Source organism: Candidatus Pelagibacter sp. Uisw_092 (assembly GCF_047729545.1).
In the GTDB taxonomy this organism is placed as follows: Bacteria; Pseudomonadota; Alphaproteobacteria; order Pelagibacterales; family Pelagibacteraceae; genus Pelagibacter.
The window spans coordinates 386791-403108 of sequence record NZ_CP159824.1 but is presented as its reverse complement, the minus strand read 5'-3'; the positions used below and the strand labels follow the sequence as shown (position 1 = coordinate 403108).

Sequence of the window (16318 nt, the reverse complement as noted above, 5' to 3'; positions counted from 1 at the left end):
TAAAAATTCATACTAAATATACCTCATGCTTTCAAATAAAGAAATTGTTTGTCCTAATAACCTTCTAGACCATGCACATAAGAAAAAAGGTGTTAATGCTGCTATCGTTAATGCAGGTTTGCCCTTGCCTATGCTTTCAGTTCAAGATGCTGTTAATGAAAACTTAATTACACCTATTTTTATAGGAGATAAAAAAGAAATTCTTAAGTGTGCTGAGGATTTAAAATGGGACATCTCTTCGTATGAGATAATTCATGAGCCTATAGAAAACAATACAGCAGCAATAGCTGCAAAACTTGCAAGTCAAGATAAAGTAAAAATTATTGTTAAGGGTCATATTCATACAGATATTTTAATGAAAGAAGTTTTAAAAAGAGATTACAATTTACTTGGAAAAACAAGACTAAGCCATATATGGCATATGACAAATACTAAAGACGATAAGCCACTTATAATTACTGATGGTGCTTTAAACGTTTTACCTAATGTAAAAACAAAAATGCATATCTTAAGAAATGTAATTGATTTTTCAAATCGTATAGGAATTGAAAGACCAAAAGTTGCAGTTCTGTCAGCCACTGAAGAAATTTTGGATAGTGTGCCAAGCTCTATTGATGCAGATGAAATTACAAAACTTGCAAAAGAAGATAATTTAAATGCAGATGTTTTTGGTCCCTTGGCATTTGATAATAGTATTTCAAAAAAATCTGCTGCTATAAAGGGTGTTAAGAATATTGTAGCTGGTGATGCAGATGTATTATTAGTTCCAAGTGTTGAGACTGGAAATAGTTTAGTTAAAATGATGATTTACTTTATGGGTGCTTGCGCAGCTGGTGTTGTTGTAGGTGGTAAAGTCCCAATAGTAATTACTAGTAGATCTGATGAAGCACAAGCTAGATTAGCCTCCATTGCGGCTGCTGTTGTTGCTTTAGATTAATTCGTCATTGAATTATTTTAATTTATGTATTATTAAATAACAAAATTAATAGGAGAATAATGACCATTACGTATTTAAAAAAATCACCAAAAACTTCTTCGACAGATGATACTAAAACACGAGAAATAGTTGAAAATATTCTTAAAGATATTGAGCAATCAAAAGAAGAAGGTTGTAAAGAATACTCAAAAAAATTAGATAAATACGAAGGTGATGTAGTCGTTACAAAAGAAAAAATAGAAGAAATTAAAAAAAATTTAGATCAAAAGACAAAAGATGATATCCAATTTTCTCATGAAAGAGTTAGAAAATTTGCTGAAGCACAATTAAAAAATTATGGACAAGATTTTGAAGTTGAATTATCTGATGGATTGTTTGCAGGACAAAAACTAATACCTGTTAATACAGCAGGTTGTTATGTGCCAGCAGGAAGATATGCTCATATAGCTTCAGCTGTAATGAGTGTAACAACAGCAAAAGTTGCAGGTGTAAAAAATATAATAGTTGCAAGCTCTCCAAAACCAGGTGTGGGTGTGCACCCAACTATTGTTTATACTGCTGACCTTTGTGGTGCAGATTTAATTTTAAATTTAGGTGGTGTTCAAGGTATAGCTGCTATGACTAATGGATTATTTGGAAACGCTCCAGCTGATATTCTGGTAGGTCCAGGAAATCAGTTTGTTGCTGAAGCAAAAAGAATGTTATTTGGAAAAGTAGGAATTGATTTATTTGCAGGACCAACTGAAATTGCTGTAATTGCAGATGATAAAGCTGATCCTGAATTAGTTGCAGTTGATTTAGTAGGACAAGCAGAACATGGATACAACTCACCTGCTTGGTTGTATACAACAAGCAAAACACTTGCTGAATATGTAATTAAAAGAGTGCCTGAATTAATCGCTGATCTTCCTGATCTACCAAAAGAAAATGCTGGTGCTGCATGGAGAGATTATGGTGAAGTTATTCTTTGTGATACTGATGAAGAAATGGCAACTATAAGTGATGAGTATGCTCCTGAGCATCTTGAGGTACAAACACAAAACTTAGAATGGTTTCATAAAAGATTAAAAAATTATGGATCTTTATTTATTGGAGAAGAAACAACAGTTGCCTATGGAGATAAGTGCTCTGGAACAAATCATATTTTACCAACTAAAGGTGCAGGTCGTTATACTGGTGGTCTTTTTGTTGGAAAATTTATAAAAACTTTAAGCTTTCAAAGAATGTCTAAAGAGTCCACAAAGACTGTTGGTGCTGCTTGTGGAAGAATTTCTAGATATGAAGGAATGGAAGCTCATGCAAGAACTGCCGATGCTAGACTTAGAAAATATGGTTTTTCTAATTAAGATCTTACTCTAGTACCAGTTTCATCAAAAACAAAAATATCTTTTATATCAAATCCAATTTGGTCAATAATATTTTTTTGACTTGGAATTTTTGCACTTATTTCATTTCCATCAATCTTAATATAGGCAATTTTTTCATTACCTAGATTTTCAGTCAAATCAATATTTGGCTTAAATTTATACTGACAGTTTTCAGAAAGACTAAAATGTTCTGGTCGTATTCCAAAAGAATAGTTTTTTTTTGTTAAATTTATCTTATTAAATTTGATATTATTTCCAAGAAACTTAACTTCATTATTTGAAATGATATCTTTTTCAGTAATTTTTATGATATTCATTTTTGGTGTTCCAATAAATTGAGCAACAAAAATATTAGCAGGATTAGTGTATATTTCATCTGGACTACCTACTTGTTCAATATATCCAAGATTTAGAATTACAATTCTATCAGCCAAAGTCATAGCTTCTACTTGATCGTGTGTTACATAAATCATGTTAGTTTTTATCTTCTTATGTAGTTTTGAGATCTCCACTCTTGTCTCAGCTCTTAAAGCTGCATCTAGATTAGATAACGGCTCATCAAATAAAAATATCTTTGGATTTCTTGTAATAGCCCTACCTATAGCAACTCTTTGTCTTTGACCACCTGATAGCTGCTTAGGTTTTCGCTCTAATAATTCCTCAATTTGCAAAATTTTTGCTGCATGCATTACTTTTTTCTCTATCTCTTCTTTTGGTCTCTTTTCAATTTTTAATCCAAATGACATATTTTCATAAACATTCATGTGTGGATATAAAGCATAAGATTGAAAAACCATTGCAGTTTGTCTCTTAGATGGGTGTAACTCATTTACTAACTGATTATTGATATAAATTTCACCTTCATCAATTTTTTCAAGCCCCGCAATCATTCTTAACAGAGTAGACTTGCCACAACCTGATGGACCAACTAAAACCAAAAACTCATCATCCTTACCTTCAAGATTAAAATTACTAATTATTTTATTTGCTCCAAAAGATTTATGAATATTTGTAAATTTAATATTTGCCATATTTATTGCTATTTAATCATTTCAAAAATATCAATATCTATCTGCTTTAGAATATGAGCTATATCTATAGGAACCCAATTCTCTCTAATTTTACCTTCATCATGATGATAGAAATCCATAACTCTCATTGTTACATTTTTATTATTAGGAGTAAATCCTAGCCAATGATTTGAACCGTATGTTGCTTGAATACTGTGCCATCCAGCTGTTAATGAAAACTTACCATCGCCTAACTCAGAATAGTGACCAAGTTTCCAATAATTTCTTTCCTTAAATGTTTTCCTAAAGGGAAGTTGATGATTATCAACAAAACCTTCTAGCGATCTTGCTGTTCCAATTCCACTTGGGCCATACCAAATCATTTTATCATGCCAAAACTCTGCTTGTGGGTGGTTGATTAATTTTGATTTTAAATCCTCATCAGAAGTGCTGTCTAACTCTGGTTTTATATTTAAACTTCTTTGCATTGTTAATGCTTGATCTAAATTTAACTTTGAAACTTCAGGGTTTTTTTCAAAAAAATTTACTCCATCAGTATTGATAGGGTGCAACCAATTACCTTCAGCTCCCCTTGAGGCTTTTAATGGAAAAACTCCAGTTTGAAATATTAAATCCATGACATCTATGAGGATATGGCTTTCAACAATCTTATCATCTTTAATTTCATGTATCTCACAACATCTTAAATTAACCATCTTATTATTTGGCTTAATACCTAACCAGTTTTTTTTAAATGTACCTGAGAGTGTCGAGATAGTGCCAACTTGAATTTTATCTCTAAATGTTCCTCCAATTATAACCTGTTCTCTCCTTTCAAGATCAGGAAAAGACTCAAATAATGGAGACCAAAATTTTGTTTTAAAGTTTTCAATACCGGTAAATTCATTTACTGGGTGAAAACAATTAACTTTTATATTGGTGGAAAAATATCTATTGAGATTGTCATTAAGTTTAGATGGCCCCTGATGGACAATATTTTTTAAGTATTCTCTTACTTTTTTCTTGTTATTAAAATTTTCTTCTGGTGAAATTATAATATTTTTAATATCTTTTTGTCCCTTAAGACCAGTGTCAAAATTTTCTATTTTCATATATAAGATTTATATTTAAATCTTATAAATAATAAAGAAAAAATATGATTGAAAGAATTGCAAAATTTAATGAACTTACTCCAAGTACTCTACCCTTTGTTGAAGGAAGACTGGAAGGTCACAGAGAAAGAAAAAACTATTCAATTGTTGGACCAGGTGTCGCAGAAGATAGTGAACAGTCTGTAAAAATTTCAAAAGCTCATGGATATAATTTGGGAGCTGTCAGCGCAAATCCAAAAAATGGATCAGGATTACATAGTCATACAACTGCAGAAGTTTTTTTAATTTACTCCGGTAAGTGGAGATTTTACTGGGGGGTGGATGGAAAAAATGAAATAATTTTAGGTAAGGGAGATATTATTTCTATGCCAACCAATATGTTTAGGGGGTTTGAGAATGCTGGCGATGAAGAAGGTTTGATATTTGTAGTATTAGGCAATGATGATCCTGGGATAATTACTTGGATTCCAAAAGTTCTAATTAGTGCAAAAGAGACTGGTTTAGCTTTACTGGATGATAATTCTTTAATTGATTTAAAAAAAAATGAAATTCCATCTGGCAAAAAACTTTTAGAACCAATAAATAATGATCAATTACAAAAATTTGATAATTATAGTTTAAATGAAATTGAAAAATTTATATGTAGATTTGACAATCAGTCTAAATTTCAGAATAATTTAGATAACGGAATTAAATTAATTCAGATTATTGGAAATCAGTTCTGCAACCAAAGTTACGATCCATTAATTGATCAAAATACTGGCTTTAATTTAAGTATTTTAAAATCTAAGAATGGTCAAATTAAAGATTTAATCTTTACCAAGCCAACAATTATGTTTTCACAAAAAGGTTTATGGAAAATTAAGATAGAAAATGATTTTTTTGAAATTAACTCAAAAGATACTTTTTCAGCACCTTTAAATACTAAATTAAGTATTAGCGTTGAAAACATTGAGGATTGTTACTTAAATTGTGTTAGTAAAGTTTAATGAAAGGTTTTGATAAAAAATATGAAGATTTTCCTGATTTTATTTTAAAAATTACAAAACAAATTTGGGAAGGTAAAGATGTTGAGTCAATAGCGAAATTTTATACAGACGACATCCCGGTAATATCTCCTTTTGGAATTACCTACGGTAATAAACCTGTAATAGAATCTACCTACAGCACTCTTAAAGAATTTCCTGATAGACAGTTATTGGGTGAGGATGTTATTTGGAATGGTGATGATAAAAATGGGTATCACTCTTCACATAGAATTTTAAGTAAAGGCACACACTTAGGTGAGGGATTTTATGGTAAGCCTTCTGGCAAAGAAATTTATTATAGAGTTATAGCTGATTGTGCTTGTAGGGATAATCAAGTGTATGACGAATGGATAGTTAGAGATCAAGGAGCTATGGTAAGACAGATTGGCTATTCACCTGAGGAATTTGCGATGATTACAATTGAAAAAGAAGGTGGTTTTAACAATGCAAAGGAAGTGTTAAACAAATTAGATCTCAAACCATCAAATTATCAACCAATAGCAGTAAAAACTAACTCTGCTGGGGAAAAATATTCAAAGATTCTAAATAAAATTTTTACAAATGAGTATGATTTTAAAGATTATGACAGAGCCACAAATATATACTGGCCTGGAAATAAACTGGGTCATGGTAGAGAAGATGTTATTAAATTATGGAATTCTTTAAAAAATATATTGTCAGAAAAAAAATTTAAAATTGAGCATGTTGGATATTTAGATGAACCTAATACAAATCCAAGAGCATCTATCAGATGGTCTTTAGAGGGAGTTCATTCAGAAGATAGTAAAGATTATGGTAAAAAAACAAATGCTAGTTTAACTATTATTGGAATAAATCATGCAGAATTAAATTCAAATGGAGTTACAAAAGAATGGGTGTTATTTGATGAAGTTGCTATCTGGAAACAAATTTTAATGAATAAAAATAAAAATGGATAAAATTAAAACTACACATGTGGGTAGCTTGCCAAGATCTAACGAGCTTTCTGATCTTCTTTTTAAAAAAGACAAACAAGAAAAAATAGATGTAAATAATTTTGATGAAATAGTTAAAAGAGATGTAAAAAAAATTGTAAAAAAACAAATAAATTTAGGAATAGATTTTATTAGTGATGGTGAAATGTCAAAGATAAGTTATGCAACTTACGTTAAAGATAGAATAGATGGCTTTTCTGGTGAGAGTGAAAGAAAAGCACCTCAAGATTTAGATGACTTTCCATCATTCAAAGAGAGAATTGCAAGATCAGGTGGTACCCCTACTTACACTAGACCTTGTTGTACTCATGAGCTTAAAATAAAAGATGCTCTATCGCTTACGAAAGATATAAATAATTTTAAATCAGCTCTTGAAGAGAATAATCACAAACAAGCTTTTATGAATGCCGCATCTCCTGGTGTGATATCTGCTTTTTTACCTAATAAATTTTATAAAGATGATGATGAATATTTGGATGCTTTATCCAATATTATGACTGCAGAATATGAGGAGATAGTTTCAAATGATATTAACTTGCAACTAGATTGTCCAGATTTAGCTCTAGCAAGACATATGACTTTCAAAGACTTAACAGAAGTTGAGTTTTTAAAGAGAGCTGAAAAGCAGATTGAATATCTTAACCATTCAATAAAGAAAATACCATCATCTAAAATTAGAATACATATCTGCTGGGGTAATTATGAAGGCCCACATTCTCACGATATATCTTTAGAAAAAATTTTGCCTTTAATCTTAAAAGCAAATGTTGGAACTTACTTGCTTGAGTCTTCAAATCCAAGACATTCACATGAGTGGCAAGCTTTTGAAAACATTAAAGTTCCAAAAGATAAAATTATAGCCCCAGGTGTAATTGACTCTACGACAAATTTTATCGAGCACCCAGAGGTTGTAAAAAATAGATTGGTACAATTTTCAAAAGTTATCGATCGAGAACAATTAATGGCAGGCACAGACTGTGGTTTTAGTACTTTTGCTGGTTTTGGAAATGTTGATGAGAATATTGTTTATAAAAAACTTGAATCACTAGTAATTGGTACAGAATTAGCCTCAAAAATTATTTAATTACTCAATTATTTTCTTTAAAAAAAATAAAAAAGCGCCAAAATGTCCTAATAAATACTTCTCAGTATTTGATATCGTTTAAACTATCAATTTAAAGAAAGGTAATAACATGAAAAAAATACTAATCGCATTATCATTTTTACTCTTTAGTACTTATGCTAATGCAAACTGTAATATTAAATCTGGATCAATCAATATTTTAGCTAATGATTTTCCAGCATTAAGAACTCTTGTTGAGACAGCGAGAGAATGTACAGGAAAAGCTGAATTAAAAGTAACACACTCAGCAGAACATAATAAAATTGCTGTACCTGCACTAACTGCAAACCCTTCAGAATTTTCTGTTAGAGTTGCCGCTAATAGTTCAATAGTGCCACTAATGAATGGTGGTTTAATTAGACCTATGAATGATCTTGTAAAAAAATATGGAAAAGGTATTCAAGAATCGCAGCTTATAACAATTGATGGTAAAGTAATGGCTGTTGCTTTTATGGCTAATGCACAACATTTATACATAAGAACAGATGTTTTAAAACAACATGGTATTTCTACTCCAAAAACTTATGAAGAAGTTGTTGCAGCAGCTGAAAAAATTAGAGCTGCTGGTAAAATGAAATATCCATATGCTGCTGCTTACAAAGCAGGCTGGAATTTAGCTGAAGAATTTGTGAACATGTACATTGGACATGGTGGAGAATTCTTTGAAACTGGAACAGCAACACCTAGTATTAACAATGCTAAAGGTGTAGCAACACTAAATATGCTTAAAAAATTAGCTGATTTAAGTAATCCTGATTTTTTAACACATGACAGTGAATCAATTAAAGTTGAATGGGAAGCTGGAAATGTTGCTATTATGACTTTATGGGCTTCAAGAGCTGGAACATTATTAGATGCAGAAGGTGATGCAAAAATTACTGCTTCAACTAAATTAGTTGCCCCTGCTACAGTTGGTGGTGGAAATATTCCTGCTACAACTTTGTGGTGGGATGGTTTTACTCTAGCAAAAAACAGATCTGATGCTGATGCAGAAGCTTCTTTTAGAGCAATGGCACACGCGGCATCATCAAAAGAAATGGTTGCAAAGGCTGCTGATCAAGCTGTTTGGTTAATTGAAGGTTTTGTACCAGGTCCAAAATCTGTTGGTGTTATTAAAGCTGTTGAAATGGGAGCAAAACCTTATCCAATGTTACCTCAAATGGGATTAATGCATGGTGCTTTGGGTAATGAAATTGTTGAATTTTTGCAAGGAAATGAAACAGCCGAGCAAGCATTAAAAGATGTTGAGGCTGCTTATAATACTAAAGCAAAAGAACAAGGCTTTCTTTAAAATCTAAATATACTTAAGTGGGGATTTATTCTCCACTTAACTAAAATTAATGCCTAATAAAAGTTTTTTTTGGTTTTTCCTACCTGCTGGTCTGGCAATGATTTTATTCATTGGCTTACCTATTATTTCAACTGGTATTCAATCTTTTTATTCACAACACGATCAAGTACTAAAAGAAGTAAAAAAATGTGATCCATTTGGCTGTAAAGTTTCAGTACAAATTGATCAAGAAGCATCTTCAAAAATTAGAGAAGAAAAACCACTTGGAAAATTTAATGGATTTGGGACTTATATCGATAGAAATCATTTAGCATTTGATGAACTATCAGAATTATGGGGAGAAAGTAATTCTACTGGAGAATTTGTAGACAAAGTTACAAATCTACCATTTTATAAAGCTTTAATTTTCACTTTAACCTACTGCATAATTGTGACTCCTTGCGTTCTTTTGTTAGGTTTTGTAATTGCATTAAGTCTAAATGCGGTATCCAGAAAAATAAGGGGGCCATTAATCTTTGGAACAATTTTACCAATGATCGTAACACCCTTAGTTGGTTCATTAGTTTTATTTTGGATGGTAGATGCAGAAGGAATTATTGGTGCAAATTTACAAATATTAATGAGTGATCCATATCTATCTGTAAAATCCTCAAAAACACTCACTTGGATTACACTTATAATTTATGGAATTTGGCATCACTCACCTTTTGCTTTTGTTGTGTTTTATGCTGCCTTGCAAACTGTTCCTCAGGAACCATTAGAAGCATCTATTATAGATGGTGCATCAAGATTTCAAAGAGTTAAACATATAATTCTGCCACACATATATCCTGTGGTAACTTTTGTTGCTTTGATTTCTTTAATGGATAATTTTAGAGTATTCGAACCTATTATTGGATTTAGCGCTCAGGGTAGTGCTCAATCATTATCTTGGTTGATATATGACAATCTGGTTAATGAAGAAGTAATTTTATTTGGATCTGCTGCAGCAACATCCATTATGACCATTATAGGAATAGCAATAATACTTGCACCAGTTTTAATTAGAACTTGGAGAGAATTTAGGACTGAAAGATAATTATGGAAAATGGATTAGATAGACAATCAAATATTTTAAAAATTTTTAATACAACATTTATTGTGTTTTGGTTATTGATTGCCTGTTTTCCATTTATTTGGACTTTTTGGGGATCATTCAAAGTTAGAGCAGATTTTTTTTCAAGAGCTGATTGGTGGTATGCAATAACAGCTTTCAATACGTTATTGGAAACTGGAAAAAGTTTTACAATCCAAGCTTATAGTGGTGCTTGGTTTGAGGGTGAATTTTGGAAAGCTTCAAGAAATACAGTCATTGTAACTGTAAGTGTTGTGTCAATTTCATTATTTTTAGGAACTTTAGGGGCTTATGCTTTATCTAGGTCTACTAAAAATTATGCATTTTGGATTTTAATGGCTGCATTAATATTTAGGGCTATGCCTCATATAACTTTAGTTTCTGGTTATTTATTCCCATTTTTTCAATTACAAATTTGGGGAATTCTACCAACAACAATTGTTGTTTTAATTGCAATAAACCAACCTTTTACACTTTGGCTTCTTTACTCGTTTTTTAAAACAGTTCCAAAAGAATTAGATGAAAGTGCTTTAATAGATGGATGTAGTTACTTTCAAACTTTTAGGCACATTATAATGCCAGTGATGTGGCCAGGTGTTATTACTGCAGGTCTATTTAGTCTAATGTTGGCTTATAATGATTTTACAGTTACAGCTTTATTATTAAATCAAGAAAACCACACTATGGTGCCAAAAATACAAAGTTATCTTGGCACAAATCAGCATGAAGGTAATTTAATGTGGGCAGTTTCATCTGTTGTTTCTGCTACAGCACCTTTATTTTTACTTATAATGTTTTTTCAAAAACAAGTGATAAGTGGTTTAACGGCAGGTGCTGTTAAGGGTTGAAAAATTTCAAGGCAATAATATTTGGTTCTATAGGAACGGTATTAGAAACATCAGATATTCAAAGAAAATCGTTTAACAAGGCATTTAAAAAATTTGGCCTTAATTGGTATTGGAGTAAAAATGAATATAAAAAATTACTAGAAAAATCAGGGGGTGAAAACAGATTATCTAATTATGCAAAGATAAAAAATATAAGAATTAATACTTTGAAACTAAGAAATTTAAAAACTAAATTTTTTAATAATTACCTTAATAGAAATGAATTAAAACCAAGAGCCGGTGTTATAAATGTCATAAAATTTTGTAAAAAAAATAATATTAAATTAGGTTTTGCATCTTCGACATCTATAAATAATATTAATTCTATATTTTTTGCCTTAAAAAATACCATTAGAAAAAAAGATTTTGATTTTATTGGTAATAATAAATTAGCTCTAAGAAAAAAACCCTATCCAGATATATATAAAATTACTCTTAAAAAATTAAATCTAAAATCTAAAGATTGCTTAGCAATAGAAGATACTGAGGAAAGTATGAAATCTGCTTTAAATGCAAAAATTCGATGTGTTGCTTTTCCAGGAAAATTTCATGAAAAAGAAAAATTTAAAGGATCACATAAAATAACTAAAAAACTTATTAATAAAGATATTTTTTTCTAGTTTAAAAAATTTTCAATTAAAACATTAAATTCATTTGGCTTTTCAAGGTGCACATTATGACTACAATCATTAAATATCTCTAACCTACTATTTTTAATTTCCTTATTAAGAGTATTGACTTGATCAAAGTTATAAGATGTATCTTTGTCACCCCAAACTATAAGTGTTTCATTTTCAATATTTTTCAAATTATCTACACCTACCCAATTTTTCATAGCTATCAATGCATTGTCAGCACTCTCAAAAGAAACATTTTTAACAGCATTCTCACATAAATAATAATTCTTATCTTTATCACCTTTGACAAACCATTTTTTTGGTACCCTAGAAAATGTCATTTCAATTCCATCTTGTTTTATTTTTTCTCGAGTTTCATCCATAGTTTCAAATCTTCCTGGTATTTCTCCAATTGATGACGTGGCAAAACAAATCAATTTATTAATTCTGTTGCCTAAAATTTTAGTCATTTCTTGCACTATCATGCCACCCATTGAATGGCCCATTAAATTAAATTTTTCTATTTTTTTTTCATCAATTATTTCTATAATTTTTAATGCCATTCCTTCAATTGTATTCAATGACTTAATATCTGAACTTTCCCCAAAGCCAGGAATAGCAGGAGCAATAACTCTACAAAATTTGGAGAAATATTCTTTTTGGTTACACCACATTTCTGATGAGCCTAGATATCCATGGACTAAAACTAAAGGAAAACCTTTTCCTACATCATCAACATAAATTTTATTCATTAAATTCTAATATCATTATTTTAAATAATTTAGTATTGTAATATTGTACCAATTAATTAATTTAAACTTAAAAATTATTTTCAATGAGAAAAAATAAAATTAAACAAATGATGATGGATGGTAAGCCAGTTTTAAATGGTTGGTTGCAAATTCCTAGCACTGTATCAGCTGAAGTAATGGCACATGAGGGGTGGGACTCTCTTACAGTCGATATGCAGCATGGCTTAATTGATTACTCAAGTGCTTTACCAATGATGCAGACTATATCAACAACTGAAGTGACACCTTTGGCCAGAGTTAACTGGAATGAGCCAGGTCAAATAATGAAAATTTTAGATGCAGGCTGCTATGGAATAATTTGCCCAATGGTAAGTAATAAAAAAGAAACAGAAAACTTTGTTCAAGCCTGTATGTATCCTCCTCATGGATATAGAAGTTTTGGACCAGTAAGAGGCTTTCTTTATGGAGGTTCAGATTATCCAAAATACGCAAATGATGAGATACTTAAATTTGCAATGATTGAAACTAAGGAATCGTTAGAAAACCTTGATGAAATAATGACAACACCTGGTCTTAGTGGAATATATATTGGGCCAGCTGATTTAAGTATAGCTATTGGAGAAGAGCCAGGTTTTGATAAGCCTGAAGGTACAAAAGCTTATTCTGAAATTTGTAGGATATTAGAAGCTGCAAAAAAACATAATATATTTGCAGCTATTCATAATGGATCAACTGAATATGCATTGAAAATGATAGATAAAGGATTTGATTTAGTGACTGTTGGGTCTGACCATAGGTCAATAAGCTCAGGTGCTAAAACAATAATTAATGAAATGAAAGGTCCTTCTAAAAAAGAAGGTTCTGAAATTTATTAGTTTTTAGAAATTTATTTTAAAATATTTTGTAAATTAACAAATATTAAAAGTACTTAATAATTTCAATTAATACATAAAGGGCAATTATGCTCATAAATAATATTATAAACAAATTTATTCTTTTCCAAATCAGTTTACTTTGAAGATATTTAGATAATAATTTTGAAAGATAGCCTATTAAAAAAAAAATAGAAATGAAGCTATTGAAGCTCCAATTCCAAAATAGTATTTATCAGTAATTAATAAATTTTTAGAAAAATTCCCCAAAAAGAATACCGTATCAGAATAAACATGCGGATTGAGATAAGTAAAAGCTAGCGTTTTAGTTGTTATACCTATTAATGAAATACTTTTTACTTCTTGATTAAAATCAATCTTATTTTTTTGAATAGATATCTTTCCATAAATAAAATGTACTAAAAATAAAAATAAGAGAATATTTAGAACAAACTCTATTGTAGAATTAAAAAAATTACCAAAATATTGAAATAAAAAAATTCCTAAGAAAATCAATAAAAAGTCAGATATTGAACAAATTATACAAACAAGAAATATATATTGTTTTTTTAACCCCTGCTCTATTACAAAAATATTTTGGGCACCAATTGCTAAGATTAAACTTAATCCGGTTAAAAAACCTAACAATAAATATTCCATTAAGTTCTATTAAACTCTTTTTTTACCCTGAACAACCCTATCAAGTATTAATGCAACAAATAAAATAGCTATACCTGCAAGTATACCTTGTCCAACATTAGCATATTGTAGTGCTTCTAGAACATCTTGTCCTAAACCTTTTGCACCAATTAGAGATGCCACAACCACCATTGCTAAACTTAACATTACTGTTTGATTAACACCTGCTAAAATTGAAGGTGTTGCTAGTGGTAGGTCCACTTTTCTTAGTAAATACCATTTGGTTGCACCGTATGCGATAGCTGCTTCTCGAATTGTTTCTGGTACTCCACGTAATCCTAAAACAGTAAGTCTTACAACGGGAGTTCCACCAAAAATCATTGTAATAATTACCGCCGCAACTTTTCCAGTTCCAAAAAATGCTATTACAGGAATCATAAATACAAAAGCTGGCATTGTTTGCATAAAATCCATTATCGGTCTAATTAATGAATAAAATCTTTGTCGTCTTGCACAGAAAATTCCAAGTGGAATACCTATTGCAATACTTAAAATTGCAGCTGTTCCTAATAAAGCAAGTGTCGTCATTGCTTTAACCCAAAAACCTAAAAAACCCATATAACCCAAAAATCCTGCTGAATAAATTGCAGCTCTTGGGCCTGCTGATAGTCCTGTTAGGGTAACAATTGCAGTTATAATTACAATCCAAGGAGTTTTAACAAACAATAATTCCAAGAAATCTAATACTGACCTAATTCCAATTGTTATAGCAGTAAAAATCACATCTCCTTTAACGACAGCATAATCAAAAATAATCTCTATCCATTTAATTGAAAATAATCTTATTTCAGGATGCGTTGGAAACGTATCCATTACCTGAAGTAATCCTGGAAAACTATAATGGATAACAGTAAAGATCATTATAACAGAGGTAAAAATACTACTGTAGATGTAATTTTTCGTCTGCATACCTGGATGAATAGATTTATCAGATAACCATTCAGAATATCTCTTTTCTAAAATTGAATTCGCTAAAATACCTTGAACAATCTTTACTGCTATCAATAAAATAAAACCAAATATAGCAATCCAAATTGCAGAAGCTTCTACTCTTGTAATTTCATCTAGATAACCCTGCATTGCATCCTCTAAAGATTTTATGTTTCTTTTAAACACATCGATTTTATCTGGATTATTTTCTATCGCTGCTTCTAATTGTTTATTCCTAAAAGCTATTGTGCCTTGAACTTGCTCAACTTTAGCAATAGCATCTGCAGTAATATTACCAAATAAACCTCTGATGATTTGTACAATAGAAAAAGTTTCAATAATTAAAAAAGCTAAAGTCCAATTCCAAACATTACGCATTCCAAACCAAATTGGTCCAAGTATGAATGCAAATAAATTAAATGAAAATAAATAAGTAGGCTTACTACCAATTTTTTTAAACTCTTTAATATAATAATCTGGATTACTTTTTACAAAATCAGTAATCAATTCGTCTCTAGATGGGTTTATAATTGCTTTATTCTCCATCACTACCCTCTACAACTGCTTTAAGTAAATCTGCCTGTGTAATCACACCAATATTTTTTTTTTCATTATCAATTACTAATATTGGCTCATCTTTAATGGAAGATTTTTCTATTAATTTATTTAATAAATCATTTTCATGAACACTTTCTAAATTTTTAGTGATTGATCCAAATTCCTTTTCAAATTTTTCAACAGGTTGCATGATAGATTTAGCTTGAACAATTTTTAATCTAGAAATTCCCTTAACAAAGTCTGTTACATAACTATCTGCTGGCTTCATGACTATTTCTTCTGGCGTTCCTATTTGAATAACCTTTCCATCCCTCATGATTGCAATTCTATGACCTACTCTTACTGCTTCATCTAAGTCGTGAGTTATAAACACTGTGGTCTTTTTCATTTGTTTTGAAAGTTTGATAAATTCTGCTTGAAGCTGTCTTCTAATCAATGGATCTAGTGCACTAAATGGTTCATCCATTAATAAAACATCAGGATCTGCTGCTAAAGCTCTTGCTAATCCAACTCTTTGTTGCATTCCACCTGAAAGTTCGTGGGCAAATTTATTTCCCCAGCCTTGAAGCTCTACAATATCTAAAATCTTGTTAGCAGCATCTAGTCTATCATTTTTACTGATACCTCTTATTTCGAGTGGCATTGCTATATTGTCTAATACAGATCTATGAGGCATTAACGCAAAGTTTTGGAAAACCATCCCTATCTTTTTATTCCTTAGATCTTGCAAACTTTTTGAATCAAACTTCATTACATCTTCATTATCGATTAAAATTTGACCTGAAGTCGGTTCTAATAATCTATTGATATGCCTAACTAAAGTAGATTTACCGCTACCAGAAAGACCCATTACACAAAAAATCTCCCCTGTTTTTACGTTAAAAGAAACATCTGATACACCAATTACTGAATTATATTTTTCTAAAGCTTCTTGTTTTGAAATATGTTCATTTTGAATAGCATTTAACGCTTCTTTGGAATTATTACCAAATATCTTCCAAACATTTTTTATTTCAATAGCTGAGTCCATCAGATCCGTTCGAAAAT

16 protein-coding genes are annotated in these 16318 nt (G+C 30.5%); 10 read left to right on the top strand and 6 right to left on the bottom strand.

Annotated elements, in window-relative coordinates; all coding sequences use genetic code 11:
* Positions 1-25 precede the first annotated feature (25 nt).
* Both ABXT63_RS02120 and hisD read left to right on the top strand, forming a co-directional pair.
* Positions 26-937 (top strand): bifunctional enoyl-CoA hydratase/phosphate acetyltransferase, encoded by a 912-nt coding sequence (locus ABXT63_RS02120; protein ID WP_415321422.1) that lies wholly within the window; start codon positions 26-28, stop codon positions 935-937.
* Positions 938-996: 59 nt separating this feature from the next.
* Positions 997-2283 carry a histidinol dehydrogenase gene (hisD, locus tag ABXT63_RS02115; RefSeq protein ID WP_415321420.1) on the top strand — a complete coding sequence of 429 codons (1287 nt, stop codon included), beginning with the start codon at positions 997-999 and terminating at the stop codon, positions 2281-2283.
* Here hisD and ABXT63_RS02110 read toward each other — a convergent pair.
* The gene (locus tag ABXT63_RS02110) at positions 2280-3335 is read right to left on the bottom strand and encodes an ABC transporter ATP-binding protein (RefSeq protein WP_415321418.1); all 1056 of its coding nucleotides are present in this window, start codon (positions 3333-3335) and stop codon (positions 2280-2282) included. The two genes, hisD and ABXT63_RS02110, sit on opposite strands and share 4 nt — an antisense overlap.
* Before the next feature lie 8 nt (positions 3336-3343).
* A complete protein-coding gene (locus ABXT63_RS02105; protein WP_415321416.1) occupies positions 3344-4426 on the bottom strand; it encodes an ester cyclase in 1083 nt (360 codons plus the stop codon).
* Positions 4427-4470: 44 nt separating this feature from the next.
* Between ABXT63_RS02105 and ABXT63_RS02100 the strand changes: the two genes are divergently transcribed.
* The 7 genes from ABXT63_RS02100 to ABXT63_RS02070 all read left to right on the top strand — a co-directional run bounded on the left by ABXT63_RS02100 (position 4471) and on the right by ABXT63_RS02070 (position 11463).
* Positions 4471-5415 carry a cupin domain-containing protein gene (locus ABXT63_RS02100; RefSeq protein WP_415321414.1) on the top strand — a complete coding sequence of 315 codons (945 nt, stop codon included), beginning with the start codon at positions 4471-4473 and terminating at the stop codon, positions 5413-5415.
* Positions 5415-6392, top strand: coding sequence for an ester cyclase (locus ABXT63_RS02095; protein WP_415321412.1), 978 nt, complete (start codon positions 5415-5417; stop codon positions 6390-6392). Before ABXT63_RS02100 ends, ABXT63_RS02095 begins: the two co-directional genes overlap by 1 nt.
* A complete protein-coding gene (locus ABXT63_RS02090) occupies positions 6385-7512 on the top strand; it encodes a cobalamin-independent methionine synthase II family protein (RefSeq protein WP_415321409.1) in 1128 nt (375 codons plus the stop codon). Before ABXT63_RS02095 ends, ABXT63_RS02090 begins: the two co-directional genes overlap by 8 nt.
* 109 nt (positions 7513-7621) lie before the next feature.
* Positions 7622-8842: an ABC transporter substrate-binding protein gene (locus ABXT63_RS02085; RefSeq protein WP_415321407.1), complete on the top strand. Its 1221-nt coding sequence runs from the start codon at positions 7622-7624 to the stop codon at positions 8840-8842.
* Between the two features lie 49 nt (positions 8843-8891).
* Complete coding sequence (locus ABXT63_RS02080) at positions 8892-9920, top strand: carbohydrate ABC transporter permease (protein ID WP_415321405.1); 1029 nt, start codon at positions 8892-8894, stop codon at positions 9918-9920.
* A 2-nt stretch (positions 9921-9922) separates the two neighbouring features.
* Positions 9923-10804, top strand: coding sequence for a carbohydrate ABC transporter permease (locus ABXT63_RS02075; RefSeq protein WP_415321403.1), 882 nt, complete (start codon positions 9923-9925; stop codon positions 10802-10804).
* On the top strand, positions 10801-11463 hold the full coding sequence (locus ABXT63_RS02070) for an HAD family hydrolase (protein ID WP_415321401.1): 663 nt from the start codon (positions 10801-10803) through the stop codon (positions 11461-11463). The genes ABXT63_RS02075 and ABXT63_RS02070 overlap by 4 nt, the downstream gene beginning before the upstream one ends.
* Here ABXT63_RS02070 and ABXT63_RS02065 read toward each other — a convergent pair.
* Positions 11460-12212 carry an alpha/beta fold hydrolase gene (locus ABXT63_RS02065; RefSeq protein ID WP_415321399.1) on the bottom strand — a complete coding sequence of 251 codons (753 nt, stop codon included), beginning with the start codon at positions 12210-12212 and terminating at the stop codon, positions 11460-11462. The genes ABXT63_RS02070 and ABXT63_RS02065 overlap by 4 nt on opposite strands.
* 83 nt (positions 12213-12295) lie before the next feature.
* Here ABXT63_RS02065 and ABXT63_RS02060 point away from each other — a divergent pair, with 83 nt between their 5' ends.
* Complete coding sequence (locus ABXT63_RS02060) at positions 12296-13087, top strand: HpcH/HpaI aldolase family protein (protein WP_415321396.1); 792 nt, start codon at positions 12296-12298, stop codon at positions 13085-13087.
* Positions 13088-13264: 177 nt separating this feature from the next.
* Here the strand turns inward: ABXT63_RS02060 and ABXT63_RS02055 are convergent, their stop codons facing one another.
* The 3 genes from ABXT63_RS02055 to ABXT63_RS02045 are packed head-to-tail and all read right to left on the bottom strand — an operon-like array spanning position 13265 to position 16301.
* A complete protein-coding gene (locus ABXT63_RS02055; RefSeq protein WP_415321393.1) occupies positions 13265-13744 on the bottom strand; it encodes a LysE/ArgO family amino acid transporter in 480 nt (159 codons plus the stop codon).
* 9 nt (positions 13745-13753) lie between these two features.
* Positions 13754-15259 (bottom strand): ABC transporter permease, encoded by a 1506-nt coding sequence (locus ABXT63_RS02050; protein ID WP_415321391.1) that lies wholly within the window; start codon positions 15257-15259, stop codon positions 13754-13756.
* A complete protein-coding gene (locus ABXT63_RS02045; protein WP_415321389.1) occupies positions 15249-16301 on the bottom strand; it encodes a quaternary amine ABC transporter ATP-binding protein in 1053 nt (350 codons plus the stop codon). The genes ABXT63_RS02050 and ABXT63_RS02045 overlap by 11 nt, the downstream gene beginning before the upstream one ends.
* Positions 16302-16318: the final 17 nt, after the last annotated feature.